The 22,991-nt window shown below is 73.1% G+C and carries 22 protein-coding genes; 10 read left to right on the top strand and 12 right to left on the bottom strand.

Annotation, left to right across the window (positions count from 1 at the left end):
• Positions 1-5: 5 nt before the first annotated feature.
• On the bottom strand, positions 6-1,160 hold the full coding sequence (locus tag OG852_RS07140; protein ID WP_133915733.1) for a CapA family protein: 1,155 nt from the start codon (positions 1,158-1,160) through the stop codon (positions 6-8).
• A gap of 215 nt (positions 1,161-1,375) precedes the next feature.
• On the opposite strand from OG852_RS07140, the gene OG852_RS07145 reads away from it, so the two are divergent.
• From OG852_RS07145 to OG852_RS07165, 5 genes are all read left to right on the top strand, one after another.
• On the top strand, positions 1,376-1,924 hold the full coding sequence (locus tag OG852_RS07145; RefSeq protein ID WP_330347379.1) for a sigma-70 family RNA polymerase sigma factor: 549 nt from the start codon (positions 1,376-1,378) through the stop codon (positions 1,922-1,924).
• A 157-nt stretch (positions 1,925-2,081) separates the two neighbouring features.
• A complete protein-coding gene (locus tag OG852_RS07150) occupies positions 2,082-2,597 on the top strand; it encodes a hypothetical protein (RefSeq protein WP_133915685.1) in 516 nt (171 codons plus the stop codon).
• A gap of 139 nt (positions 2,598-2,736) precedes the next feature.
• Positions 2,737-3,393 carry a zf-HC2 domain-containing protein gene (locus OG852_RS07155; RefSeq protein WP_133915686.1) on the top strand — a complete coding sequence of 219 codons (657 nt, stop codon included), beginning with the start codon at positions 2,737-2,739 and terminating at the stop codon, positions 3,391-3,393.
• Positions 3,394-3,596: 203 nt separating this feature from the next.
• On the top strand, positions 3,597-3,986 hold the full coding sequence (locus OG852_RS07160) for a hypothetical protein (RefSeq protein WP_133915687.1): 390 nt from the start codon (positions 3,597-3,599) through the stop codon (positions 3,984-3,986).
• 3 nt (positions 3,987-3,989) lie between these two features.
• Positions 3,990-6,518, top strand: coding sequence for a caspase, EACC1-associated type (locus tag OG852_RS07165; RefSeq protein ID WP_133915688.1), 2,529 nt, complete (start codon positions 3,990-3,992; stop codon positions 6,516-6,518).
• 66 nt (positions 6,519-6,584) lie between these two features.
• Here OG852_RS07165 and OG852_RS07170 read toward each other — a convergent pair whose 3' ends face one another.
• From OG852_RS07170 to OG852_RS07180, 3 genes are read right to left on the bottom strand one after another with little or no spacing between them, the layout of a single operon-like run.
• On the bottom strand, positions 6,585-7,448 hold the full coding sequence (locus OG852_RS07170; RefSeq protein WP_133915689.1) for an Fpg/Nei family DNA glycosylase: 864 nt from the start codon (positions 7,446-7,448) through the stop codon (positions 6,585-6,587).
• A 22-nt stretch (positions 7,449-7,470) separates the two neighbouring features.
• Positions 7,471-9,576, bottom strand: coding sequence for a SpoIIE family protein phosphatase (locus OG852_RS07175; RefSeq protein WP_330347380.1), 2,106 nt, complete (start codon positions 9,574-9,576; stop codon positions 7,471-7,473).
• 60 nt (positions 9,577-9,636) lie between these two features.
• Entirely contained in the window at positions 9,637-9,900 is a 264-nt protein-coding gene (locus tag OG852_RS07180) for a hypothetical protein (RefSeq protein ID WP_330347381.1), read from the bottom strand.
• Positions 9,901-10,029: 129 nt separating this feature from the next.
• Between OG852_RS07180 and OG852_RS07185 the strand changes: the two genes are divergently transcribed.
• The gene (locus OG852_RS07185) at positions 10,030-11,451 is read left to right on the top strand and encodes a lipase maturation factor family protein (protein ID WP_133915734.1); all 1,422 of its coding nucleotides are present in this window, start codon (positions 10,030-10,032) and stop codon (positions 11,449-11,451) included.
• Here the strand turns inward: OG852_RS07185 and OG852_RS07190 are convergent.
• Genes OG852_RS07190 through OG852_RS07210 form a run of 5 tightly spaced genes read right to left on the bottom strand, consistent with a single transcriptional unit; the run spans position 11,439 to position 15,657 of the window.
• Positions 11,439-12,263, bottom strand: coding sequence for an amidohydrolase family protein (locus OG852_RS07190; RefSeq protein ID WP_133915692.1), 825 nt, complete (start codon positions 12,261-12,263; stop codon positions 11,439-11,441). The genes OG852_RS07185 and OG852_RS07190 overlap by 13 nt on opposite strands.
• Positions 12,260-12,574 carry an L-rhamnose mutarotase gene (locus OG852_RS07195; protein ID WP_133915693.1) on the bottom strand — a complete coding sequence of 105 codons (315 nt, stop codon included), beginning with the start codon at positions 12,572-12,574 and terminating at the stop codon, positions 12,260-12,262. Before OG852_RS07195 ends, OG852_RS07190 begins: the two co-directional genes overlap by 4 nt.
• Positions 12,575-12,593: 19 nt before the next feature.
• On the bottom strand, positions 12,594-13,562 hold the full coding sequence (locus tag OG852_RS07200; RefSeq protein ID WP_133915694.1) for an aldo/keto reductase: 969 nt from the start codon (positions 13,560-13,562) through the stop codon (positions 12,594-12,596).
• Complete coding sequence (locus OG852_RS07205) at positions 13,559-14,317, bottom strand: SDR family NAD(P)-dependent oxidoreductase (protein ID WP_133915695.1); 759 nt, start codon at positions 14,315-14,317, stop codon at positions 13,559-13,561. The genes OG852_RS07200 and OG852_RS07205 overlap by 4 nt, the downstream gene beginning before the upstream one ends.
• Entirely contained in the window at positions 14,314-15,657 is a 1,344-nt protein-coding gene (locus OG852_RS07210) for an L-fuconate dehydratase (protein WP_330347382.1), read from the bottom strand. Before OG852_RS07210 ends, OG852_RS07205 begins: the two co-directional genes overlap by 4 nt.
• Positions 15,658-15,844: 187 nt before the next feature.
• On the opposite strand from OG852_RS07210, the gene OG852_RS07215 reads away from it, so the two are divergent.
• Positions 15,845-16,561 (top strand): FadR/GntR family transcriptional regulator, encoded by a 717-nt coding sequence (locus OG852_RS07215; protein ID WP_133915697.1) that lies wholly within the window; start codon positions 15,845-15,847, stop codon positions 16,559-16,561.
• An 88-nt stretch (positions 16,562-16,649) separates the two neighbouring features.
• Positions 16,650-17,999 carry an amidase gene (locus tag OG852_RS07220; RefSeq protein WP_133915698.1) on the top strand — a complete coding sequence of 450 codons (1,350 nt, stop codon included), beginning with the start codon at positions 16,650-16,652 and terminating at the stop codon, positions 17,997-17,999.
• Between the two features lie 85 nt (positions 18,000-18,084).
• Here OG852_RS07220 and OG852_RS07225 read toward each other — a convergent pair whose 3' ends face one another.
• Positions 18,085-18,258, bottom strand: coding sequence for a hypothetical protein (locus tag OG852_RS07225; RefSeq protein WP_133915699.1), 174 nt, complete (start codon positions 18,256-18,258; stop codon positions 18,085-18,087).
• Between the two features lie 455 nt (positions 18,259-18,713).
• Here OG852_RS07225 and OG852_RS07230 point away from each other — a divergent pair, with 455 nt between their 5' ends.
• On the top strand, positions 18,714-19,157 hold the full coding sequence (locus tag OG852_RS07230; protein ID WP_330347383.1) for a hypothetical protein: 444 nt from the start codon (positions 18,714-18,716) through the stop codon (positions 19,155-19,157).
• Between the two features lie 25 nt (positions 19,158-19,182).
• On the top strand, positions 19,183-19,941 hold the full coding sequence (locus tag OG852_RS07235) for an SDR family oxidoreductase (RefSeq protein WP_330347384.1): 759 nt from the start codon (positions 19,183-19,185) through the stop codon (positions 19,939-19,941).
• A 27-nt stretch (positions 19,942-19,968) separates the two neighbouring features.
• Here the strand turns inward: OG852_RS07235 and OG852_RS07240 are convergent, their stop codons facing one another.
• Together OG852_RS07240 and OG852_RS07245 are read right to left on the bottom strand one after the other, a co-directional pair.
• On the bottom strand, positions 19,969-21,462 hold the full coding sequence (locus OG852_RS07240; protein ID WP_133915702.1) for an SDR family NAD(P)-dependent oxidoreductase: 1,494 nt from the start codon (positions 21,460-21,462) through the stop codon (positions 19,969-19,971).
• Between the two features lie 101 nt (positions 21,463-21,563).
• The gene (locus OG852_RS07245; RefSeq protein ID WP_133915703.1) at positions 21,564-22,922 is read right to left on the bottom strand and encodes a wax ester/triacylglycerol synthase family O-acyltransferase; all 1,359 of its coding nucleotides are present in this window, start codon (positions 22,920-22,922) and stop codon (positions 21,564-21,566) included.
• Positions 22,923-22,991: the final 69 nt, after the last annotated feature.

Consider the following 22,991-nt stretch of genomic DNA (forward strand, 5'->3'; position numbering starts at 1 on the left):
GTCGCCTACTCCCCCATCACCAGCCCGTCCTTGGCCGCCCCCCGGCCCAGCACGACGGTGCGGATCCGGTCGCGCACACCCGTCACCCCGGCGCCCCGCTCGATCGCCCGGTTGAGGTTCACCACGCGGCCGGCGTCGACGTCGAACATCTGCGGCAGGAACTCCGCCTTCGCCACCTCCCAGCGACCGCCGGGCCTCTTGGGCGGTACGAACGTGAAGCGGGCGACGGTGGACTCGTTGCCGCGCGGATCCTCGGCGCCCTGGTGGTTGAACATCTCACCGGCGATCTGATCGCCCATGCCGTACACGACCCAGGTGCCGTTGACCTTCTCGTACGCCTGCGGGACATGGGCGTGCGTGCCGAGGATCAGGTCGATGTCGGGGCGGCCCGCGGTGCGGGAGGCGGTGAGGGTGCGGGCGAGGGCGAGCTGGCCGTCGTCCGGCGCGTCCTGCCACTCGGTGCCCCAGTGCAGGGAGACGACGACCACGTCGGCGCCCGCCTTCCGGGCGGCCCGGGCGTCGGCGAGGATGCGGTGCTCGTCGATGAGGTCGACGGTCCACGGCTGCTCCGCGGGCACCGGGGAGTTGGTGCCGTACGTGTAGGCGAGGTGGGCGACCTCGGCGGAGCCGGCGTGCAGCAGGGCGGCCGCGTCGGCCTCGGCCCGGGAGCGGGCGGTGCCCGCGTGCCGTACGCCGGCCCCGTCGAGGGCGTCCAGGGTGCGCTGCACTCCGGCGGCACCGTCGTCGAGGCTGTGGTTCGAGGCGGTGGAGCAGCCGTCGTAGCCGGTGGCGGCGAGGGCCTGGGCGATCTCCGGCGGGGACCTGAAGACCGGGTAGCCGCTGTAGACGCCGTTCGCCCCGTACACGGTCTCCATGTGGCACAGCGCCAGATCGGCGCCGGTGACGACGGGCTTGACGTCCTCGAACATGGGGCGGAAGTCGTATCCGGCGCCGCCGGCGTCGAACTGGGCGCGTTCGATGACCGAGCTGTGCGGGAGGACGTCGCCGGAGGCCACGAGGGTGAAGCCGCGGGCGGCGGAGGCGGCCGGGGGCCCGGGCCGCTGGGGCAACCGCCCCTCGCGCTCATGGGCCTGGCATGCGGCACCGGCGGCGAGGAGGGCGGTCACGGCCAGCGCCACCGCGTGCCTGCGTGCGACGATCATGGGTCACCCCACTTCGGATGGATTGTCATATTTACGCACGCTTCACTCCTAGCAAATGCCTCCGGAGGGACCGCCCCGCCGCTCCCGAGGGGGCGCCCGATCGGCGTAGCCCCCGACCGTTCGTCGAACCGTTCGTCGACGCGATCGACCGTCCGTCGCAGAGCCGTGTGCGCGCCCTGTCCGCGACCGGTGCCTTGCGGTGCCATACGCCCATGAACGCCGGAACCGCCCTCGCCGCCACGAAGACGACCGCCGAACACGAACTCGCCGCGCTGCAGCGCGAGCACGGCCGGCCGCTCTTCGCGCTGCTGCTGAGGCTCTGCGACGGCGACCGCCAGCGGGCCGAGGACCTCGTCCAGGAGACCCTCGTCCGCGCCTGGCAGCATCCCGAGGCCCTGCGCGCCGACACCTTCGACTCCGTACGGCCCTGGCTGCTCACCGTAGGACGGCGGCTCGCGATAGACGCGCGGCGGGCCCGGCAGGCGCGGCCGCCGGAGGTCGGGGACGCGGTGCTGGAGAACGCCCCGGTCTGCGCCGACCACGCCGAACGGGCGGCCGCCGCCCTCGATGTGCGCGAGGCTGTGAAGACACTCACTCCCGAACACCGTGAAGTCCTGGTGCTCGTGTACTTCCAGGGGGCGAGTGTGGCGGAGGCCGCCGAGGCCCTCGGCATCCCACCCGGTACCGTGAAGTCCCGCGCGTTCTACGCGCTGCGCGCCCTGCGCCGGGTGCTTCCCGGATACGCGCCCGACCTGGGCTGAAACCCACGGCCGAGTCAAGCCTTCGCAAAGCGCCTTGCCGAGGACCCCGGTTGAGTAATCGGGTGTCCTTATCCGTGTTCCGGACTGGGGGCCGGCCACCGGACTCCAGGGGCCCGGCGACGGGCGACGCGCACGCACCGGAGGAAGGCAGGAAGGGATGCTGCACAGAGGTCACCAGAGCACGGACGGCGCCGGCGGCGGCGAACTGACCGTCCCCATGGCCTGGCTGTACGCCGAGTACATCGCCGACGAACTGCTGCGGACCGGCGATCTGATGCCGCCGACGTCCTTCGAGTTCCGCGCCGGGCGTGACGCCCTGGCCCTCACCATCTTCCTCTCCGACACCGACGGCGAGCTGCCCGGCATCCGGGTCGTCACCCAGCTGGAGACCTGGCTTTCGCTCACGGCGTACGACCAGCCCTGGCAGGACTGGGTCGAGGAACGTATGTCCCAAGTGAGGGCCGAGGCGAAGGAGTCGGACGGCCCCTCGCCCGATCTCGAACTGGCCGAGGCCGCCTGGCGCTGGCTGGAGGAGACCGAGCTGCTCGCCCCCGACCTCAACGCGGTCCCGGGCGGCTCCGCCGGGGTCGGCGAGGACGAGGGACCCAAGGTCTGGACGCCCGCGTGGCAGCTCGGACTGCCCCTCGGACACCTCGCGATCCATCTTTTTTAGAATCCGACCAATCCGCGTGCCCGACCGCTCCGAACATCTGGGTCACGATTCGGTACGCGCCTGAGTGATTCGTGTGCCTGGTCCGTACCGGTGGGAGCAAGGAGTAACCCCACTGGCACTCAACGGCACGAGGTTTCGGATGAGGTCCCTGGAGAGGCATCGCGACGTCGGCGCGTACGCGCTCGGCGTGCTGGACGAGGCGGAGGCCTTCCGCTTCGAGGACCACCTCATGGAGTGTCCTCAATGCGCGGCACAGGTCACCGAGTTCGGCCCCACGGCGCGTCAGATGATGCTCTACCGGCGGGCCACGCCGCGCAGCGTGCACCCCTTCGCGGGGCCCGGGCCGCGGATGCTGGACAAACTGCTCGCCGAGGTGGCCGTCCGGCACCGGGCGGTCCGCCGACGGGTGATGTTCGCCCTGGCGGCCTCCGTGGTGATCGCGCTCGTCGGCCCCGCGGTCGCGATGATGGCGGGCGGTGACGACAGTGAGGACGCGGTGCGGGTCACGGCCACCGACGAGAAGTCGGGTGTGTGGGCGCAGGTGACCATCGAGGACGAGGCCTGGGGCAGCGACATCGAGCTCAAGGTGAAGGACGGCGCGGGCCCCCGCGACTGCCGGCTGATCGCCGTCGGCCACGACGGCTCCGAGCAGACCGTCACGAGCTGGAACGTCCCGCTGCACGACGCCCGCCCCAACACGATGAAGGGCGGCACCGCCTACCACCCCGAGGAGGTCGCCCGCTACGAGCTGCGCACCGCCGAGGGCGAGCATCTGGTCACCCTGCCCGCCCAGTGATGCCGCCCCGAAGTGAGTTCAGGTCACTTCGGCATCGGATCGGCATCCCATCGGCGTCGCACCGGATCGCATACGTGTCGAATTCAACCTCGTTCCCGGACAGTGATTCCAGGGTCTTTCCGCCCGCAGATATCCATGTGAAAGCGTGATTTGCGGCGGCGCGCGTTTCGGCAGAAACTTGTTGTCGAGACGTGGAGCCACCGATGGAAAAGACTTTGCGAATCCTTCTGACCGAGGAAGGCGCGGAAGCCGAGGACATCGCGGAACTGACCGGCTTTCTGCGCGCCGAACTGCTGCAGCTCGACGTCGACGACGTCACCACGGTCACCGGCGAGGAGACCCTCCCGCCCGGTGCCCGCGCCGTGGACATCACCACGATCGGAGCCCTGCTGGTGAGCCTGGGCAGCTCCGCCGCCGGACTCTCCCAGGTCATGAACGCCATCCGGGAGTGGCGCGGCCGTTGCCGGGGCACCCGCCCCGCCCTGCGACTGACCCTGGACGACGACGAGCTCGAGATCTCCGAGGCGACCACGGAACAGGTGTCGGAGGCGTTCGACCTGTTCGTCCGACGCCATTCCCCGATCGAGGCGTGAGCCATGACCACCACCCGGCACGCGCTGATCATCGCCAATGACCGGTACGACGACCAGGGTCTCGGACAATTGCGGGCGCCGGCGCAGGACGCCGTCTCCCTCGCGGAAGTCCTGGGCGATCCGGAGGTCGGCGATTTCGATGTGGAAGTGTTGAGAAACGAGCGGGTGGACGCCATCCGGCGCGGCATCGAGCGGTTCTTTTCCGAGGGCGGCCGCGAGGACACGCTGATGCTGCACTTCTCCTGTCACGGCCTGAAAAGCGAATCCGGATCCCTCTATTTCGCGGCCCGGGACACTGAGCCCCGGCTGCTCGAGGCGACGGCCGTCTCGGCCCAGTTCGTCCGCCACTGCATGTTCCGCACCCGGGCCAAGCGGACCGTGCTGTTCCTCGACTGCTGCTACGGCGGCGCCTTCTCCCGGGGTTCGTCCTCGGTGCGCGCCGCGGGGGACGTCCATGTGCTGGAGTCCTTCGCCGGGGAGAGACTCGGCGGCGGACGGGGCTGGGCCGTGATCACCGCCTCCAACTCCATGGAGTACGCCTTCGAGGGCACCCAGCTCACCCGGACCGCCGCGCCGCGGCCGTCCGTGTTCACGCACGCGGTGGTGGAGGGCCTGACCACCGGGGACGCCGACCTCGACGCGGACGGCGAGGTGTCCCTGGACGAGCTGTACGAGTACGTCTTCGACCATGTCCGGCAGCAGAGCCCGCACCAGACGCCGGGCCGCACCGTCGACATGCAGGGCGACATGTACCTCGCGCACAGCCGGCGCCGGCGCATCGTGGCCAAGCCGGTGCCGCCGGCCCTGCGCAAGGCCATGGACGCCGCCAACTTCTACACCCGGCTGGGCGCGGTGGCGGAGCTGCACGCGTGGACGGAGAGCACGGACCTCGCCAAGGCGCTGGGTGCCCGCGACGCGCTGGAGGAGATCGTCCAGAACGACATCCGGGTGGTCTCGGACGAGGCGCGCAAGGCCCTCGCCGACTCCGAGCTGCGGCCCGATCCGGTGCGGCTGGACTTCGGCCGCGTGCCGCAGCACTCCGAGACCCCGCACCGACCGGTCCATCTGCTCGGCCCGCCCCTGGCCCGCGCCTGCACCCCGCATCCGAATCCGCCGGCGGGCGACTGGCTGTCCGCCGAGGAGTCGCCCGAGGGACTGGACATCGGCGTCGACACGTCCAGGGCGGGCCGGTTGAGCGGAGACTTGCTGCTGAAGGGGATCACCGGCGAGGTGACGCTCCCCGTGGAGGCGGAGATCGTCCCGGCCCCGGCCCCCCTGCCCGAACCGGAGCCGGAGCCGCCGCCCCCGCCGCCTCCCCCACCGCCGTCGGTGAGGGAACGGGCCCGGGAGGCGACCGTGTCCGCCGGACGCCAGGAGCGGAGCGGCGGACGGAGCGGGATCCATACGGTGCCGGAGGGGATCGGCGAAGGCGGGGTCCACGGGAGCCCGGGCCACGCCGTGCGAGAGGGAACCGGAGCGGGCACGGGGCGTGCCGTGCCGGCAGGGACGGAGGGCGGCGCGCCGGAGAGCGGCGGCGCGGTCGGCGCCCCCACGGCACCCCCGGGCGTCGGAGCAGACGGAGACCGCCCCCTGCCCGGCGGGGGCCATGGAGGCGGGGCCCCGGCCGCGCCGACGGGCGGCGGCGGCAAGGGGCATGCCGTGGCGCCAGGGGCCTACGGGGCCCCTCCCGCCCCGAAGGACACCGGCGGCGCGGGTCGTGCCGTACCGCAGGGAGTCCACGGTCACGCTCCCACGATCACCGGCGAAGGCGGGGGGCACGCCGTGGCGCCGGGGCCGCACGGGGGCGGAGAGCGTCCCCCGCCCGGGGATGCCGACGACGGGGAGCGCCGTACCGCGTCGGACGGCACCGGCGGGGCCGGAACCCGGACGGTCCCGGAGCGCGACGGCCCGGGGCGGGGCCCGCGGGGCCGGAAGTGGGGGCGGCGGCGTGCGGCCGACGCCCGTGCGGGGCAGGGCGAGGGCGGCGAAGCCCCGGCCCGTCGGCACGCGACCGCCCCGTCGGCCCGAGCCGCGTCGACGCCGGCTCAGGAGTCCACGCCGGTCCAAGGGCCCGCGACGGGACCGCAGCGGGCCGCCGTGTCCGTGGGGGCGCCCCGTCCCGCGGCCGGAACCGGGGGCCGTACCCGGGTCCAGCCCTCGCAACGGGCGCCGGTGCTCGCCGGGGCGGGGCTGGTCCTGGCCGTCGCCTCGGTCGGCACGGCGGCGCGGGCCGTCTACAAGGGGAGGTCGGCCGTGCAGGCGCTGCGCGATCTGAAGGGCGACCTCGGGGCCCACATCAGTGACTCGGGGATGCTCACGGCGCTGATCGTCTCGCTGGTCACGGCCGCCGTGGCGCTGCTGCTGTGCGCGCTCGCCCGGCGCGACCTGGTGCTGCGCCCCGGCCGTTACCCGCCGTCCACGGCGAGCACCACCAGGTCGGTGGTGTGGACGGCACGGCTGCTGGCCGTCCCGGCGCTGGTCGTGGGCGTGGTCCTGGCGATCGCCTACCCCGTCGCCAACAGCATCTGGTGAACCCCGGCCCCGGCCCGACCGAACCCGGCCCGCCCCGCCGCCCGCGAGCCAGCGAGCCACCCGCCGTCATTTCAGCAGCCGGGAGAGCCTCCGGTCGGCGAGCGGCTTGCCGCCGGTCTGGCAGGTGGGGCAGTACTGGAGCGAGGAGTCGCTGAAGGAGACCTCGCGGATGGTGTCGCCGCACACCGGACACGCCTCACCCGTGCGGCCGTGGACGCGCAGCCCGCTCTTCTTCTCCGCCTTCAGCCGCCCGGCCGCCAGCCCCCGCGACCGCTCGACCGCCTCGGTGAGGGTGGTGCGCAGGGCCTCGTAGAGGGTGTGGACCTCCTGCGGGTTCAGGGAGGCAGCGAGTTTGAAGGGGGACATTCTCGCGGCGTGCAGGATCTCGTCGCTGTAGGCGTTGCCGACGCCCGCGAGGAGGCTCTGGTCGCGCAACGCGCCCTTGAGCTGCCGGCGTTCGCCCGCGAGGAGCCCGGCGAGGCGGGGCTCGTCGAAGTCGGCGGCGAGCGGGTCGGGACCGAGCCGGGCGACTCCGGGGATCTGCCGGGGGTCGGGGACGACGTACACCGCGAGCCGCTTCTGGGTGCCGGCCTCGGTGAGGTCGAAGCCCTCTCCCGTCTCCAGGGCGACCCGCAGGGCGAGGGGGCCCTTGCCGGGCCGGGGCGGGCCGTCGGGCAGTCGGTCCTTCCAGTGCAGCCAGCCGGCCCGGGCGAGGTGGGTGACGAGATGGAGGCCGGCGTCGGTCTCCAGGTCGAGGAACTTGCCGTACCGGTGCACCGAGGTGACCTCGTGCCCCTCGACGGCCGTGACGGGAGGGTCGTACGTCTTCAGGACGCTGATCGCCACCGGCAGCACGCGCACGATCTCGTGCCCGACGACGTGCTCGGTCAGGAAGTCCTTCAGCGCTTCGACCTCGGGGAGTTCCGGCATACGTCCAGAGTGCCACGCGGGGTCACCGGGACTCGCGTACGACGAACTCGCACCACACGCACTTGCCGCCGCCGCGCGCCTCCACGCCCCACACGTCGGCGAGCAGGTCCACCAGGAGCAGGCCGCGGCCGGAGACCCCGGACTCGCCGGCCTCGCGGCGGCGGGGCAGGGCGCTGGAGGAGTCCTCGACCTCGACGCGCAGCCGTCGGTCGCCGCCGGTGAGGACCCGCAGGGTGACGATGGCGGCGCCCTCGGTGTGCATCAGGGCATTGGTGATCAGTTCGTCGGCGACGAGTTCGATCTCGTCGGCGCGGTCGCGGGCGCCCCAGGCGCGGACCGCGGCCCGGATCATGTGCCGGGCGGCGGTGAGGGCCTCCGGGTCGCCGGGGGCGACATGCTGCTGGAGCCGTCCGCCGGTCTGCGGGGTGTCGAGGCCCCGCCGGCGCAGCAGGAGCAGGGCCACGTCGTCGTCCCCGCCGCGCTCCTCGGCGACGTCGATCAACTGGTCGGCGAGTCTGCGTACGTCGTCGGGGCCGGCGGCGATGAGGGCGGCGAGGCCGCGCATGCCGTCGTCGAGGTCGGCGCCGGGCTGTTCGACCAGTCCGTCGGTGGCGAGCAGCAGGGTGTGACCGGGGTCGAGCTCGATGGTGCCGACCGGGTATTCGAGGCTGCCGAACTCGGCGGACAGCCCGAGTGGCAGGCCGCCGGGGACGTGGACGCGCCGGCAGCTTCCGTCGGCGGCGCGCAGCAGGGGGTCGATGTGTCCGGCGCGGACCAGTTGGACGACGCCGGTGGAGAGGTCGGCCTCCGCGTACAGGCAGGTGGCGAAGCGGTCGGTGTCGAGTTCGTGGAGGAAGACGGAGGCGCGGGCCATGACGGTGGCCGGGGTGTGGCCCTCGGCGGCGTAGGCCTTGAGGACGATCCGCAGCTGGCCCATGACGGCGGCGGCGTGCGTGTCGTGGCCCTGGACGTCGCCGATGACGGCGCCGACCCGGCCTCCCCCGGAGGGGGTACCCCCAGGCAGCGGGATCAGGTCGTACCAGTCGCCGCCGATGTCGCGGCCGAGGGTGCCGCCGATGGTGGCGGCGCGGTAGCGGACGGCGACGTCGGCACCGGGCACGCTGGGGATGGTGCGGGGCAGCATGGCCTGCTGGAGGCCCTGGGCGATGTCCTTCTCCTGCTCGTAGAACATCGCGCGCTGAAGGCTCTGGGCGATGCTGCTGCCCAGGGCGACGAGGATGTTGCGCTCCTCCGGGGTGAACCCCTCGCGGTTGCTGTAGAGCAGGCCCATGGCGCCGATGGGGCGGGCCTGGACGATCAGCGGGAGGTAGGCCGCCGAGGTGATCCTGAGGTCGGTGATGTGCGGCCACAGCACGGGGTAGCCGGCCGCGAACTCGTCCGCCGACTCGATGAAGCGGGGGGTGAGGGTGCGGACGACCTCGCTCATCGGGTACGGCTCGTCGATCCGGGTGACCAGGGTGCCGGGGACGAAGCTGCCCTCGGGGCCCTCGGCGACCAGCCGGATCCGGCCGGCCTCGACCAGACCCATGACGAGGCTGGTGGCGCCGAGGTGGGTGAGGCCCTGGGTGTCCTTGAGGACGTCGATGACGTCCTGCACGGTCCGGGCGTGCGCGAGGGCGGCGGTGGTGAGCTGGACGACGTTGGTCTGCTCGCGGCGGGCGTCGTCGAGTGCGGTCGCCTCGTCGCGGGCGGCGAGGTCGCTCAGCTCGTCGGTGGCGTCGCGGACGATCCCGACGATCCGGCGCGGACGGCCGGTGCGGTCACGGCGGATGTAGCCCTGGGTGTGGGTCCAGCGCAGGGTGCCGTCGCGCAACCGCATACGGAAGTAGGCGCCGTAGTTCTCGCTGCCGTCCTTGATGGCCTGGGAGACCAGCTCGTCCAGCCGGATGCCCTCGTTCGCCGGCACCCGGATCGCGAGGGAGGCGGGGTCGCCGTCGTATTCGTCGGGCCGCAGGTCGAAGATCTCGTGGGCCCGGGCGTCCATGTGGAACAGCCCCGAGTCCAGGTCCCAGTCGAAGCTGCCCATGCGGTTGAGCGCCAGGATCGGATCCGGGTGGGCAGGCCAGTCGTCCAGGGGTGACAGGGCGCTCGCTCCCCGATCAACCATGGGGCCACCTTGCCAGGATTCGTCCGATTCTTCGACCCGGGAGGGTCCGGCCGTGCCCGGTCAGTTCAGGGCGACGCCGTCGACCAGCTCGGTGGTGTCGGACTCGTCGGGCCCGTCCGGGACGAGGCCGCCGCCGTCGGGCCGGTCGGGGATCTCGGGGACGGACTCGGGCCCGATCTCCTCGGAGAGGCCCTGGTCCTCGGTCGCCGGGAGGACGACCCCGGTCTCCGCCGGGGTGCGGCTCTCCTCGGCGCCACTGCGGCCTGCGACGAGAAGCACCGCCGACAGGGCGCAGGCGGTGAGGGCCGCAACGGGTACTCGCACCTCTGCCTCCCGAAGGATCTGGGCTGTTCGATCACCATTGTCTGCTTCACTCTCCCGGGTCACGCAAACGGAAGACGGGGAACACGCACCGTCACGATGGCCGGAACGAACGCGAAGGAGCGCACGACCGTGGACTGGTTCACCGCCCCCGACTACTGGCTCGGCCGCCTGGTGTTCCAGCGGGCGCTGGCCGGTGTGTACCTGGTCGCGTTCCTGACGGCGGCCCTGCAGTTCCGTGCGCTGCTGGGCGAGCGCGGGATGCTGCCGGTCCCGCGTTACGTCGAGCGGGTGCCGTTCCGGGCCGCGCCCAGCCTGTTCCAGTGGCGTTACTCCGACCGGCTGTTCGCGGGCTGCGCCTGGGCGGGGTGCGCGGTGTCGGCCGCGCTGCTGGCGGGCCTGGACGGGCTGGTCCCGCTGGGGGTGGCGATGCTGCTGTGGCTGGTGCCCTGGGCGCTGTACCTGTCGATCGTGAACGTCGGCCAGACCTGGTACTCGTTCGGCTGGGAGTCGCTTCTGCTGGAGACCGGCTTCCTCGCGGTGTTCCTCGGCAACGACGAGGTGGACCCGCCCGTCGTGGTGCTCTTCCTGGTGCGCTGGCTGCTGTTCCGGGTGGAGTTCGGGGCGGGGCTGATCAAGATGCGGGGCGACGCCTGCTGGCGGAAGCTGACCTGCCTGTACCACCACCACGAGACCCAGCCCATGCCCGGCCCGCTGAGCTGGTTCTTCCACCGGCTGCCGGGGCCCCTGCACAAGGCGGAGGCCGCCGCCAACCACCTCACCCAACTCGTCGTGCCGTTCCTGCTGTTCGCTCCGCGGCCGGTGGCCACGGCGGCCGCCTCGCTGATGATCCTCACCCAGCTGTGGCTGATCCTGTCGGGCAACTTCTCCTGGCTGAACTGGATCACGGTGGTGCTGGCGGTGCCCGCGCTGGCCCTGCCCTCGGACCACCGGCCGCTCGCCGGTCCACCGCTCTGGTACGAGGTGGTGGTCCTCGCCGTGGCGGCGCTGCTCGTGTTCCTGAGCCATCGCCCGGTGGTCAACATGCTCTCCCGGCGCCAGGTGATGAACCGCTCCTTCGACCCGCTGCACCTGGTCAACACCTACGGCGCGTTCGGCAGCGTGAGCCGGATCCGCTACGAGGTGGTGGTCGAGGGCACCCGGGACGACGTACCGCGGGAGGACTCCGACTGGCGGGAGTACGAGTTCAGGGGCAAGCCGGGCGATCCCCGGCGCTGGCCGCGCCAGTTCGCGCCCTACCATCTGCGCCTGGACTGGCTGATGTGGTTCGCGGCGCTCTCCCCGGCGTACGCCGGCCCGTGGTTCGGCGCGCTGGTGGAACGGCTGCTGGAGGAGGACCACGACACGCTGAGGCTGCTGCGCCGCTCCCCCTTCGCGCCCGGTGCGCCGCCCCGGTACGTGCGCGCCCGTCTGTTCCGCTACCGGTACACCACCTGGCGGGAGCTGCGGGAGACGGGCGCGTGCTGGGAGCGGACGTATGTGCGGGAGTATCTGCCGCCCACCCGGCTGACGGCGGCGGCTCAGAGGCCGTAGACGCGGACGGCGGTGGTCTCGAAGATCCGTGTGCGTTCCGTGGGGCTCACCAGGGCGGCCGTCACCTCGGCCACATCGCCGTAGGGGGCGGCGAGGGTGCACACCGGCCAGTCGGAGCCGAACATCAGCCGGTCCGGACCGAAGGCGTCGAGGACGGTGTCGGCGTACGGGCGCAGGTCGTCCACGGTCCAGTGGTCGAGGTCGGCCTCGGTGAGCAGGCCGGAGAGCTTGCAGACGGTGTTGGGCAGGGCCGCGAGGGCGCGGACGTCGGACGCCCAGGGCTCGAGCGCGCCGGAGGCGACGGGGGGTTTGCCCAGGTGGTCGAGGACGAAGGTGAGCTCCGGAAGGGCGGCCGCGGCGCCGGTGCAGGCGGGCAGCTGGTGCGGGAGGACCACCAGGTCGTAGACCAGGCCCGCCCCGGCCACGGCGGCCAGGCCCCGCCGGACGTCCGGGCGCAGCAGCCAGCCGGGGTCGGGCTCGCCCTGCACCTGGTGGCGGACGCCCTTGAGGTAGCGGCCGCCGGGGAGTGCGCGCAGCCGGGCGAGTTCGTCGGTGACGTCCGGGCGGGTGAGGTCGGTCCAGCCGACGACGCCCGCGATCAGCTCGTGCGCGGCGGCGAGGGCGAGGAACTCCGGGGTCTCCTCGGCCACGGTGACGGTCTGGACGAGCACCGTGCGGTCGACGCCGGCCGCCCGCGCCCGGGGTGCCAGGTCCTCGATCGTGAAGTCGCGGCGGAGCGGGCTGCCCGCCTCGATCCAGTCCTGGTCGCGTACGGAGAGGTCCCAGACGTGGTGGTGGGCGTCGACGGTCACGGCAGCTCCCACACGACGGGCAGGCCGGCGCCGGCGCCCTGGTCGGAGTAGTCGTGCACCACGTCGAGGAGTTCGGCCATCCGGGCCTGCCAGGCCACGTTGACCGGCAGCTTCTCCAGCTCGGCGAGGAGACGGGCGTAGTCCTCGCACTCCAGGACGTGGAAGAGGTCGGTGCCGCTGCGCCATATGGTCCAGGAGGAGGCTCCGGCGGCCCGGATGGCGTCCGTCAGCTCCTTCGGCACCTCGCGGTGCGCGGTCTCGTAGGCGTCGATCCGGTCGGCACGGACCCGGGTGTGCAGGGCGACCCTCATGGCAGCTCCCTCATGTCTTTCATGACAGCTCCTCGGACGGCAGCAGTCCGGTGTCCCTCAGCTCCTGCCAGAACGCCTCGGGGACCGGGGTGGCGAACTGCCGCGCGCAGTCGTCGGCCTCCGCCGCCGAGCGGGCGCCGACCAGGACGCTCGCGACCGCCGGGTGGGCGGCGCAGAAGGCGAGTGCGGCGGCGCGCAGGGTGATGCCGTGCCGGTCGGCCACCGCCTTCATCCGCAGGGCCCGGTCGAGCAACTCGGGCGGGGCGGGTGCGTAGTTGTACGTGGCCGAGGGCCCGGGGTCGGCGAGCAGCCCGGAGTTGAAGGCGCCGCCGATGACGACGGAGACGCCCCGTTCGGCGGCGGCGGGCAGCAGCTCGACGGCGGCACTCCGGTCGAGCAGGGTGTGGCGGCCCGCGCAGAGCACCACGTCGACGTCCGTCTCGCGGACGAACCGGGTGAGCATCTCCGCCTGGTTCATGCCCGCGCCGATCGCCCCGACCACGCCCTCGGAGCGCAGCCTCTCCAGTGCGGGGTAGCCCTCGCGGAAGGCCTGTTCGGCGTGGTCGTCGGGGTCGTGCAGATAGACGACGTCGACGCGGTCGAGGCCGAGGCGTTCGAGGGAGGCCTCCAGGGAGCGGCGTACGCCGTCGGCGCTGAAGTCCCAGACACGGCGGTGGGTGGCGGGCACCGCGAAACCGTTGGCGAGGTCGTCGCCGCCGTCCGCGCGGGGCTCCAGGAGGCGGCCCACCTTCGTCGACACGGTGTACGCGGAGCGCGGGTGTTCGCGCAGGGCGGCGCCGAGGCGGCGTTCGGACAGGCCCAGTCCGTAGTGCGGTGCGGTGTCGAAGTAGCGCACACCGTGGCGCCAGGCGGCGGCGACGGTGTCGTACGCCTGTTCCTCGGAGACCTCGGTGTAGAGGTTGGCGAGGGGCGCGGCACCGAGGGCCAGTCCGGTGACCTGGACGGGGCTGCGGCCGAGGGCGTTCACCGGGCCGCCGCCGGGCGCAGCCGCAGGCCCTGCATACCGCCGTCCACGGCGAGGGAGGTGCCGGTGGTGGCGCCGGAGAGCGGGCTCGCCAGGTAGGCGACGGCTCCCGCGACCTCGGCGGCGCTGACGAGGCGGCCGGTGGGCTGGCGGGCCTCCAGGGCGGCGCGTTCGGCGGCCGGGTCGTCGGCCGCGTCCAGCAGCCGCCCGATCCACGGGGTGTCGGCGGTGCCGGGGGTGACACAGTTGACGCGGATGCCCTCGCGGACGTGGTCGGCGGCCATGGCGAGGGTGAGCGAGTACACCGCGCCCTTGGTCGCGCTGTACAGCGCCCGCTGCGGCAGGCCGGCGGTGGCGGCGATGGAGCAGGTGTTGACGATCGCCGCGTGCCGGGAGCGGCGCAGGTGGGGCAGGGCGGCGCGGGCCACGCGGACCATGCCGACGACGTTGACGTCGAGGACGCGGTGCCATTCGGCGTCGTCGTTGTCCTCGACGGTGCCCTGGGCGCCGATGCCCGCGTTGTTGACCAGGACGTCCAGGCCGCCGAGGTCGGCGACGGCCGCCGCGACCGCCTCCCGTACGGAGGCGTCGTCGGTGACGTCGGCGCGGTGGGCGAGGAGCGGTTCGTCGACGCCCGAGGGATCGAGGTCGAGGACGGCGACCCTGGCGCCGCGCTCGGCCAGCAGCTCGGCGGTGGCCCGGCCGATGCCGGACGCGCCGCCGGTCACCAGGGCGCTCAGCCCTGCGAAGTCGCTCACGCCACGTTCTCCTTGCGTCCTGCGAGGTCGGCGGCCCAGAAGGTGCCGCCCGGGTAGGTGTAGCGCTCGATCGACTCGGGGCGCATGGCCGCCGAGAACCCCGGCGCGGTGGGCGCCGCGTAGTGGCCCGCCCGCATCACGACCGGGTCCAGGAAATGGTCGTGCAGATGGTCGACGTACTCGATGACCCGGTCCTCGGTGGTGCCGGTGAGGGCGACGTAGTCGAACATCGACAGGTGCTGGACGAGTTCGCACAGGCCCACGCCGCCCGCGTGCGGGCAGACCGGGACGCCGTACTTGGCGGCGAGCAGCAGGATCGCCAGGTTCTCGTTGACGCCGCCGACGCGGGCGGCGTCGAGCTGGAGAACGTCGAGGGCGCCGGCCTGGAGGAGCTGTTTGAAGACGACGCGGTTCTGGACGTGTTCGCCGGTGGCCACCTTGACGGGGGCGACGGCCCGGCGGACGGCGGCGTGGCCGAGGATGTCGTCGGGGCTGGTGGGTTCCTCGATCCAGTACGGGTCGAACTCGGCGAGGGCGCGGGTCCAGCGGATCGCCTCGTCGACGTCCCAGCGCTGGTTGGCGTCGATCGCGAGCCGGATGCCGGGGCCGACGGCGGCGCGGGCGGCACGGCAGCGCCGTATGTCGTCGGCGAGGTCCGCGCCGACCTTCAGTTTGATCTGCCGGAAGCCGTCGGCGACGGCCCGGCCGGCGAGCCGGGTCAGCTTCTCGTCGTCGTAGCCGAGCCAGCCGGCGGAGGTGGTGTAGGCGGGGTAGCCGCGCTCCAGCAGGTGCGCGGTGCGCCCGTCGGCGCCCTCCTTGCCGCGGCGCAGCAGGGCGAGGGCCTCGTCGGGGGTGAGGGCGTCGGTGAGATAGCGGAAGTCGATCTGGCTGACGAGCCAGGCGGGGTCGGCCTCGGCGAGCAGCCGCCACAGCGGCTTCCGCGCCCGTTTGGCGGCGAGGTCCCAGACGGCGTTGACGACCGCGCCGATCGCCATGTGCATCACGCCCTTCTCGGGGCCGAGCCAGCGCAGTTGGCTGTCGCCGACCAGGTCGCGGCTGAGCGTGCCGGGGTCGGCGCAGAGCGCGTCGAGGGACCGGCCGACCACGTGTGCGCGCAGGGCCTCGATGGCGGCGACCTGCACCTCGTTCCCCCGGCCGATCGTGAAGGTGAAGCCGTGCCCCTCATGGCCGTCGGCGGCGTCGGTGCGCAGCACGACGTAGGCGGCCGAGTAGTCGGGGTCCGGGTTCATGGCGTCGGACCCGTCGAGCTCGCGCGAGGTGGGGAAGCGGATGTCGTGGGTGTCGACCGCGGTGACGCGGGCGGTGGTCGGCGGGGCCATCGGCCGGCTCCTCGTCTGACGGGCTTCGTGCAACGGCACCTGGGCGTACTTCGTGCGACAGCCGCATATTTATCAGACCACTTCCCTCCCGCAACAGCCCGCGGCCGGGGCCAAGAGGCGGTATTGACCCAAGTGGTCGGACCACATCGATGGTTAGACTGCGCGGACCGGCGACAGGAGAGAGCACGTGGAAGAGCCGCGGCAGGGCAGGAGCGCCGCCCCCAAGGGCACGGTGACGCAGCGCGCCATCGAGCGGATCAAGGCGATGATCGGCGAGGGGCTGCTGGAGCCGGGCCAGCGGCTGCCGACCGAGCGGGACCTCGCGGTCCAGCTCGGCATCTCCCGCAGTTCGATGCGGGAGGCGATCCGGGCGCTGACGGTCCTCGGCGTGCTGGAGGCGCGGCACGGCTCGGGGATCTACGTCACCCAGCTCCAGGCAGGTGATCTGCTGGAGACGTTCGGGGTCGTCGCCGATCTCTCGCGCGGCCCGCGTCTGGCGGAGCTGCTGGAGGTGCGGCGGGTCCTGGAGTCGACGGCGACCGCGCAGGCCGCCGCGCGGATCACCACCGGTCAACTGGCCGAGGTGGAGGGCCACTTGGCGGCGATGAACGCCACGGAGGACCCGGAGGAGATCCTGGCCCACGATCTCGCCTTCCACCGGGCGATCGCCGAGGCGGCGGGCAACGAGACGATGGCGGCGATCCTGGAGGGCCTGTCCTCGCGGACCTTCCGGGCCCGGGTGTGGCGCGGCTACCGCGAGGAGGGCGCCTTCGACCGCACCCGGCGCGAGCACGCCGCGATCCATCGCGCCCTCGCGGCCCGTGATCCGGAGGCGGCCCGCGCGGCGGCGGCCGCGCACGTGGGCGCGGTGGAGGAGTGGCTGCGAGCACAGGTGGCTTCCTGACCGATGTGTGCGGTGGCCTCTCGACGCGCGCGGCCCCGCGAGGCATGGTTTCTCCCTACGTACTCACGAGTAGCGCCAGGGAGTCGCCGTGACCAGCTGGGTCGGCCGGACCGCCGTCGAGATCGCCGCAGCCGTGCGGGAGAAGCGGGTCACCCCGCGGGAGGTGGTGGCGGAGCACCTCGCGCGGATCGAACGGCTGGACGGCCGGATCGGGGCGTTCCGGGTGGTGCGGGCCGAGGCCGCGCTCGCCGAGGCCGACGAGGTGGCCGCCCGGTCCGACCTGGCCGAACTGCCGCTGGCGGGGGTGCCGGTGGCGGTCAAGGACAATCTGCCGGTGCGGGGCGAGTCGACGCGGGTCGGCTCGGCGGCCACCCCGGACACTCCGGCGGACGCCGACCATGTGACGGTGGCCCGGCTGCGGGCGGCGGGCGCGGTGGTCGTGGGCCTGACGAACGTGCCGGAGCTGTGTGTCTTCGGCACCACCGAGGGCGTGCACGGTACGGCCCGCAACCCCTGGGACACCTCACGCACGGCGGGCGGTTCGTCCGGCGGCAGCGCCGCGGCGGTGGCCGCCGGGATGGCGCCGATCGCGCTGGGCAACGACGGCATGGGCTCGCTGCGGATACCCGCCGCCAACTGCGGTCTGGTGACCATCAAGCCGGGGCACGGGGTGGTGCCGGCGGGCATCGGCGACGGCGACTGGTTCGGGATGTCGGAGAACGGCCCGCTGGCCACGACCGTCGAGGACGCCCGGCTGATGCTGTCGGTCCTGGCGGACGACACCGGGGCCGTACGGCGGGAGGCGGAACCGGGGGCGCTGAGGATCGCGGTGTCGGTGCGCAGCCCGCTGGCCGGTGTCACGGTGAGCGCCCCGTTCGCGGAGGCGGCGCGGGACGCGGCCGGGGTGCTGATGAAGGCGGGCCACCAGGTGCGGCGGGCCGATCCGCGGTTCCCCCTCTCGCTGGGAGTGACCTCGCTCGCCCACTGGACGGCGGGCACGTCCGTGGACGCGGCGGGTCTGGACGCGCGCCTGCTCACCCGCCGCACCCGGGTGCACGCCGCGCTCGGCCGACGCTTCGTGAACGGGGTGCGGGGCGGCTCGGCGCGGGATGAGCTGCGTCGGCGCCTGGAGCCGTTCTTCGAGGAGTACGACGTCCTGCTCACCCCCGCGCTCGCGCGGCGTTCGCCGAAGTCGGAGCCGTGGCACGAGCGGGGCTGGCTGCGCAATGTGCTGGTCAACACGAACTACTCGCCGCTGACGCCGCCGTGGAACCTGACCGGCTGGCCCGCGATGGCGGTGCCGTTCGGCACGCTTGCCTCGGGTGCGCCGGCTTCCGTGCAACTGGTGGGGAGGCCGGGGGCGGAGGCGGAACTGCTGCGGGTCGCGGAGCAGTTGGAGGGGCTGCGTCCCTGGCGGCGGACGGCGCCGCTCGACTGAGGAAGGCGGCCGGGGGCTGCATGGGCGTGGGCCGGGGTGCGCGCACGCCCATGGCGTCGAAGGATCGCGAGAGCGGCCGGGCGGCTCAGTCCACGCTGGGCAGGATGTGGTCCTCGGCGAGGTCGTCCTCGTAGCCGGCCAGGCGGATCGGGGCGGAGCGCGCCCACACGTCGAGGCTGCCGATCTCGCCGGCCCTGCGGCCGGCGCGCTCCGTGCGTTCCTTGGGGCGTTGTTCGCGATTCGTCTTCTCCGGTGTCACCGCGCACTCCTTATGTGTCGGGTCACCCTCGGGGCGTGCCGGCCAGTCTGCGGTCCGGCGCTCAACGCTCCCTGAGGTCTGGCTGGAGCCGGTGGCGACGCGGTGGTGCCGATGACTCCGAGGAGAGCTGGCCGTTGTGAACCGGCGTGTCCCAGACGGACGGTGGGTGTGGGTGGCACTCCGTCCTGCTGTCCGTCCGATACAGACTAACCAAATGAGCGGGGCACCGCTCGATAGCGCTGAAAATTTAGGGTAACCATGGCGCGTCACTCACGTGTCCCCGTAGGGGAATTGAACCCTTTTCGGTGGTTTCGCGCCGTTTGAGTTCACCCGTCCGGCGTACATCTCTTCCGCGCGGCGACCCGCGCCGCGTCGTTCAAGTGCCGTTCGCCCGGTCGCAAGCACGCCATGATCTGCTGAGGTCCCGAACGGCTGGCTCGCGGGAGGACTGACGCATGGAGCTGCGCAGTGTCGAGGAGCTGATGGACCTGCTGTACGCCTGCCGGGGCGTACCCGAGTCCCCGGGCGGTCCGGCCCACGGGGTCGATCTGCACGACCACGCGCTGCAGACGGCGGCGCTGCTGCGGCGAAGTCGCCCCGCGGACAAGGAACTCCAGCTCACCGGCCTCGTCCACCCCATCGGCCGGCTCCTGCGCCCCGCCGACCCCACCGCCCGCGCGGAGCGCACCGCGCGGGCCGTACGCCCTCTCCTCGGCCCGCGGGTGGCCCATCTGCTGCGGCTGCACCCCTGGCGCGGCTGCGACGACGATCTGGCCCGCCTCCACCAGGCCGACGAGGACGGCCGCTCCCCGGGCGTCGACGCGGGCGTCCTGGAGGACTGGCGGACGGTCCTGGAACTGGTGGCCGGACACACCTCACGTCTCGGGGCTGTCGATTGACGGCGGGCCGTGAGACCGTACGCCGATGACGTCCTCGTACGGCATGCAGGGCAGGGCCGCCGTCGTCACGGGCGCCACCCGGGGCATCGGCCGGGCGGTGGCCCGGGCGCTGGCGGACGCGGGGGCGCACGTGTGCGTGAGCGCCCGGAACCCGGACGAGGTCCGGCGGGCCGCCCAGGAGCTGGGCGGAGTGGGCCTCGCGGGAGGCGTCGCGGACCCCGGCCACCCGGAGGCGCTCACCGACCTGTGCCTGCGCACCTTCGGCCGCCTCGACGTCCTCGTCAACAACGCGGCGACGAACCAGCCGTACGGCCCCCTCATGGACGCCGACCCGGCCCTGTGGCGCGAGGCGTTCACCGTCAACGTCGAGGCTCCGCTCCGACTGGTGCAGTGCGCCTGGCACGGCTGGATGCGGGAGCACGGCGGGAGCGTGATCAACATCTGCACGGAGGGCGCGGGTCACGTGGGCCCCGACGTCGGCGCCTACGGCACCAGCAAGGCGGCCCTCCTCCACCTCACCCGACAACTCGCGGGCGAACTGGGCCCGGGAGTCCGGGTCAACTCGGTCTCCCCCGGCCTGGTACGGACGGAGATGGCACGGTTCGTATGGGAACCGAAGGAGAGGACGGTCGCGGCGTCCCTCCCCCTCGGCCGCATCGGCGAACCGGAGGACGTGGCAAGGGCGGTCCTGTGGCTGTGCTCGGACGAGTCCGAGTGGATCACGGGCACGGACCTCCTGGTGGACGGCGGCACGAGTGTGAGAACGGCACGCACCACGCCCTGAAGGGGCGCGGGAACCCACCCGAAGAACTCACCACTTACCCGGCGCGTAATCCTTCAGGAAGACCCCGTACACATCCTCACCGGCCTCGCCGCGCACCACCGGGTCATAGACACGCGCCGCCCCATCGACAAGATCCAACGGCGCGTGGAACCCCTCCTCCGCCAGTCGCAGCTTGTCGAAGTGCGGCCGCTCGTCCGTGATCCACCCGGTGTCGACGGACGTCATCAGGATCCCGTCGGTCTGGAACATCTCCTGCGCGCTGGTCCGCGTGACCATGTTCATCGCGGCCTTGGCGGCATTGGTGTTCGGATGCCCCGCACCCTTGTAGCCGCGGCCGAAGACACCCTCCATCGCCGAGACGTTCACCACGTACGAGCGCCCGCTCCTCGCCCGCCGCGCCGCCTCGGCCATGGCCGGCCGCAACGCGCTGATCAGGATGAACGGCGAGGTGTAGTTGCAGAGCTGGGTCTCGAGCAGCTCCACCGGGGAGATCTGCTCGATGGTCTGCACCCAGGTGTTGGTGTCCACCACGTCGGGGACCAGTCCGCCCGCGTCGATGGCGGTGCCGTCGAGATGCCGGGCGACGCTGGCGTTGCCCGCGACCAGGGCGAGGTCGGCGACCTTCTGCGCGTCGAGGCCGCTGGTGCCGATCGGCAGCGCTGCCAGCCCGTCGACCGCCCCGGAGTTGAAGGCGCCGATCACATGGTGGGCGGGCAGCTCACCGGCGGGCAGCGGGGCGCTCTCGCCGTCGACGAGGGCGGCGTACGCCGTGGGCAGCCGGCGTACGGTCTGCGTCGCGTTGTTGATCAGGACGTCGAGCGGGCCCGCCGCGGACACCTGCTCGGCGAGGGCCACGGTCTGCGCCGGGTCGCGCAGGTCGATGCCGACGACCTCCAGCCGGTGCAGCCAGTCCGCGGAGTCCTCCATGGCCTTGAAGCGGCGGATGGCGTCCTTCGGGAAGCGCGTCGTGATCGTGGTGTGCGCGCCGTCGCGCAGCAGCCGGAGCGCGATGTACATGCCGATCTTGGCGCGGCCGCCGGTGAGCAGCGCCCGCTTGCCGGCGAGGTCGGCGCGGGCGTCGCGCTTGGCGCGGTTCAGCCGGGCGCAGTCCGGACAGAGCTGGTGGTAGAAGTAGTCGACCTCGACGTACCGCGTCTTGCAGGTGTAGCAGGACCGCGGGCGCTGGAGTATCCCGGCGATCCGGCCCGCCTCGGTGACCGACGACGGCAGGATGCCCTCGGTCTCGTCGTCGATGCGCTGGGCGGAGCCGGTCGCGGTGGCCTCGGTGACCGCCTTGTCGTGGGCGGTCTTGGAGGCCCGGCGCTCCTGGCGGCGGCGCTGCTTCACCGTGCGGTAGATGCCGGCGGTGGCCCGGCGCACGGCGATCGCGTCCGGGTGGTCGACCTCCAGCTTGTCGAGTTCCTCGAGCACGCCGAGGCAGACGGCCAGCCGCTCGGGGTCGATGCCGGGGCCGTAGACCGTCTCCTCGGTGGCGGCCGAGCCGTCCTCTGTCACCGTCATCGCGCTGCTGTTCCCTGCTGAGAAGTGCGGCGCTCCGACCGCGCCCGCTTTCGAACGGGGAAGTCTACGGAGCGCCGGGCCTCTCCTCCAAACCCGTTCCGTCAGGAACCGCAGGCCGTGATGAGTGTCTCCACCTCGGCGGTCAGCGCGTGCGCGAACCGGTCGAGGTCGGGGACGGCCTCACCGTCGGCGACCAGGCCGTAGTGGACCCGGCCGCGGTACGTCGAGACGGCGACCGCCAGGGACTGGCCGCGGGCCAGCGGGGCGTACGGGAACACCTCGGTGACCGGGTTGCCGCCGAGCTTCAGCCCGAGGCCGGGCAGCGGGACGCTGGTGACGAGGATGTCGAACCAGAGCCGGGCCGCCTGGCTGACCAGGGGTCCGCCGAGCCGGTGGCCGAGCGCCGGGACGTGGTCGGCGAGCAGGGCGACGGCGCCCGCTCCCCGGCCGGGTCCGGCGTCCTTGTTGGCGTCCATGGCGGTGCGGACCTGGGCGAGCCGGCCGAGCGGGTCGGGGTCGTCGACCGGAAGCCGTATCAGGTACCCGGAGAGCCGGTTGCCCTGCGGGTGCGCGGTGCGCGGGCGGCGCTTGGAGACGGGGATCAGCGCCCGGGGGCGTACCCCCTCGCTGCCGTCGCCGCGCTCGTCCAGCCAGCGGCGCAGGGCGCCGGCGACCACGGCGATCAGCACGTCGTTGACGGTGCCGCCGACGACCTTGCGGACGCGGTGCACGTCGTCGAGGTCGAGGACCACCCCGGCGGTGCGGCGGGTGCCGGTGGGGGCGGCGGCGAGCGCGGGGGTGGACCGTACGCCCAGCCGCGACACGGCGACGGAGGCACCGATGTCCAGGGCGCGCCCCACGTCGGAGACCACGCCGCGCAGCCGGCCGGGGAGCCGGCGCACCTCGGGGATCAGCCCGCGGGCGGGCTCGGCCGGGCGGGGCCGGGGCGTGGGCAGGTCCATGGGGTCCAGGACGGCGGCGGCGAGCGTCAGGGCGCGCAGTCCGTCGGCGAGGGCGTGGTGGAACTTGAACAGCACGGCGAAGGACAGCCCGTCCTCCCCCGGCAGGACGTGCGCCTCCCAGGGCGGGCGGTCGCGCTCCAGGGGGCGCTCCATGAGCCGGCCCGCCTCGACCTGGAAGTCGGCGCTGGGGGCGTGCAGCCGGACGTGCCGGTGGGGGTCGAAGTCCGGGTCGGTCTCGCGCACCGCGCCGCCCAGGGCGAGCGGGCGGCGCAGGTCGAGCGGCAGCACGGGGTCGAAGGGCCGCCACACGTCACGGATCCGCATGCGCAGCCCGGGGACGGCCGCCGCCCGGGCCGCGAGCAGGTCCGCCGCGTGGGCGCCTGCGGTGGGCGACTGCGCGGCGAAGACACCGAGGGCGCCGAGGTGCATCGGGTGCTCGGGGGACTCGATGTTCCAGAACGCCAGGTCGAGGGGTGCCAGAAGATCATCAGCGTTCAAGGGCTTGCCTCGCGTCGACGACGGGTGAGGCAGCAGTCAACCCCTTGGAGGTGATTACGGTCAAGCATG

It is taken from the genome of Streptomyces sp. NBC_00582, assembly GCF_036345155.1.
Taxonomy (GTDB): domain Bacteria; phylum Actinomycetota; class Actinomycetes; order Streptomycetales; family Streptomycetaceae; genus Streptomyces.

Coding starts and splice junctions, on each gene's coding strand:
- OG852_RS07150 (WP_133915685.1), top strand. CDS start 2,082: ATGCTGCACAGAGGTCACCAGAGCACGGACGGCGCCGGCGGCGGCGAA.
- OG852_RS07155 (WP_133915686.1), top strand. CDS start 2,737: ATGAGGTCCCTGGAGAGGCATCGCGACGTCGGCGCGTACGCGCTCGGC.
- OG852_RS07170 (WP_133915689.1), bottom strand. CDS start 7,448: ATGCCGGAACTCCCCGAGGTCGAAGCGCTGAAGGACTTCCTGACCGAG.
- OG852_RS07175 (WP_330347380.1), bottom strand. CDS start 9,576: ATGGTTGATCGGGGAGCGAGCGCCCTGTCACCCCTGGACGACTGGCCT.
- OG852_RS07210 (WP_330347382.1), bottom strand. CDS start 15,657: ATGGCCCCGCCGACCACCGCCCGCGTCACCGCGGTCGACACCCACGAC.
- OG852_RS07195 (WP_133915693.1), bottom strand. CDS start 12,574: ATGAGGGTCGCCCTGCACACCCGGGTCCGTGCCGACCGGATCGACGCC.
- OG852_RS07160 (WP_133915687.1), top strand. CDS start 3,597: ATGGAAAAGACTTTGCGAATCCTTCTGACCGAGGAAGGCGCGGAAGCC.
- OG852_RS07145 (WP_330347379.1), top strand. CDS start 1,376: ATGAACGCCGGAACCGCCCTCGCCGCCACGAAGACGACCGCCGAACAC.
- OG852_RS07165 (WP_133915688.1), top strand. CDS start 3,990: ATGACCACCACCCGGCACGCGCTGATCATCGCCAATGACCGGTACGAC.
- OG852_RS07230 (WP_330347383.1), top strand. CDS start 18,714: ATGGAGCTGCGCAGTGTCGAGGAGCTGATGGACCTGCTGTACGCCTGC.
- OG852_RS07240 (WP_133915702.1), bottom strand. CDS start 21,462: ATGACGGTGACAGAGGACGGCTCGGCCGCCACCGAGGAGACGGTCTAC.
- OG852_RS07235 (WP_330347384.1), top strand. CDS start 19,183: ATGACGTCCTCGTACGGCATGCAGGGCAGGGCCGCCGTCGTCACGGGC.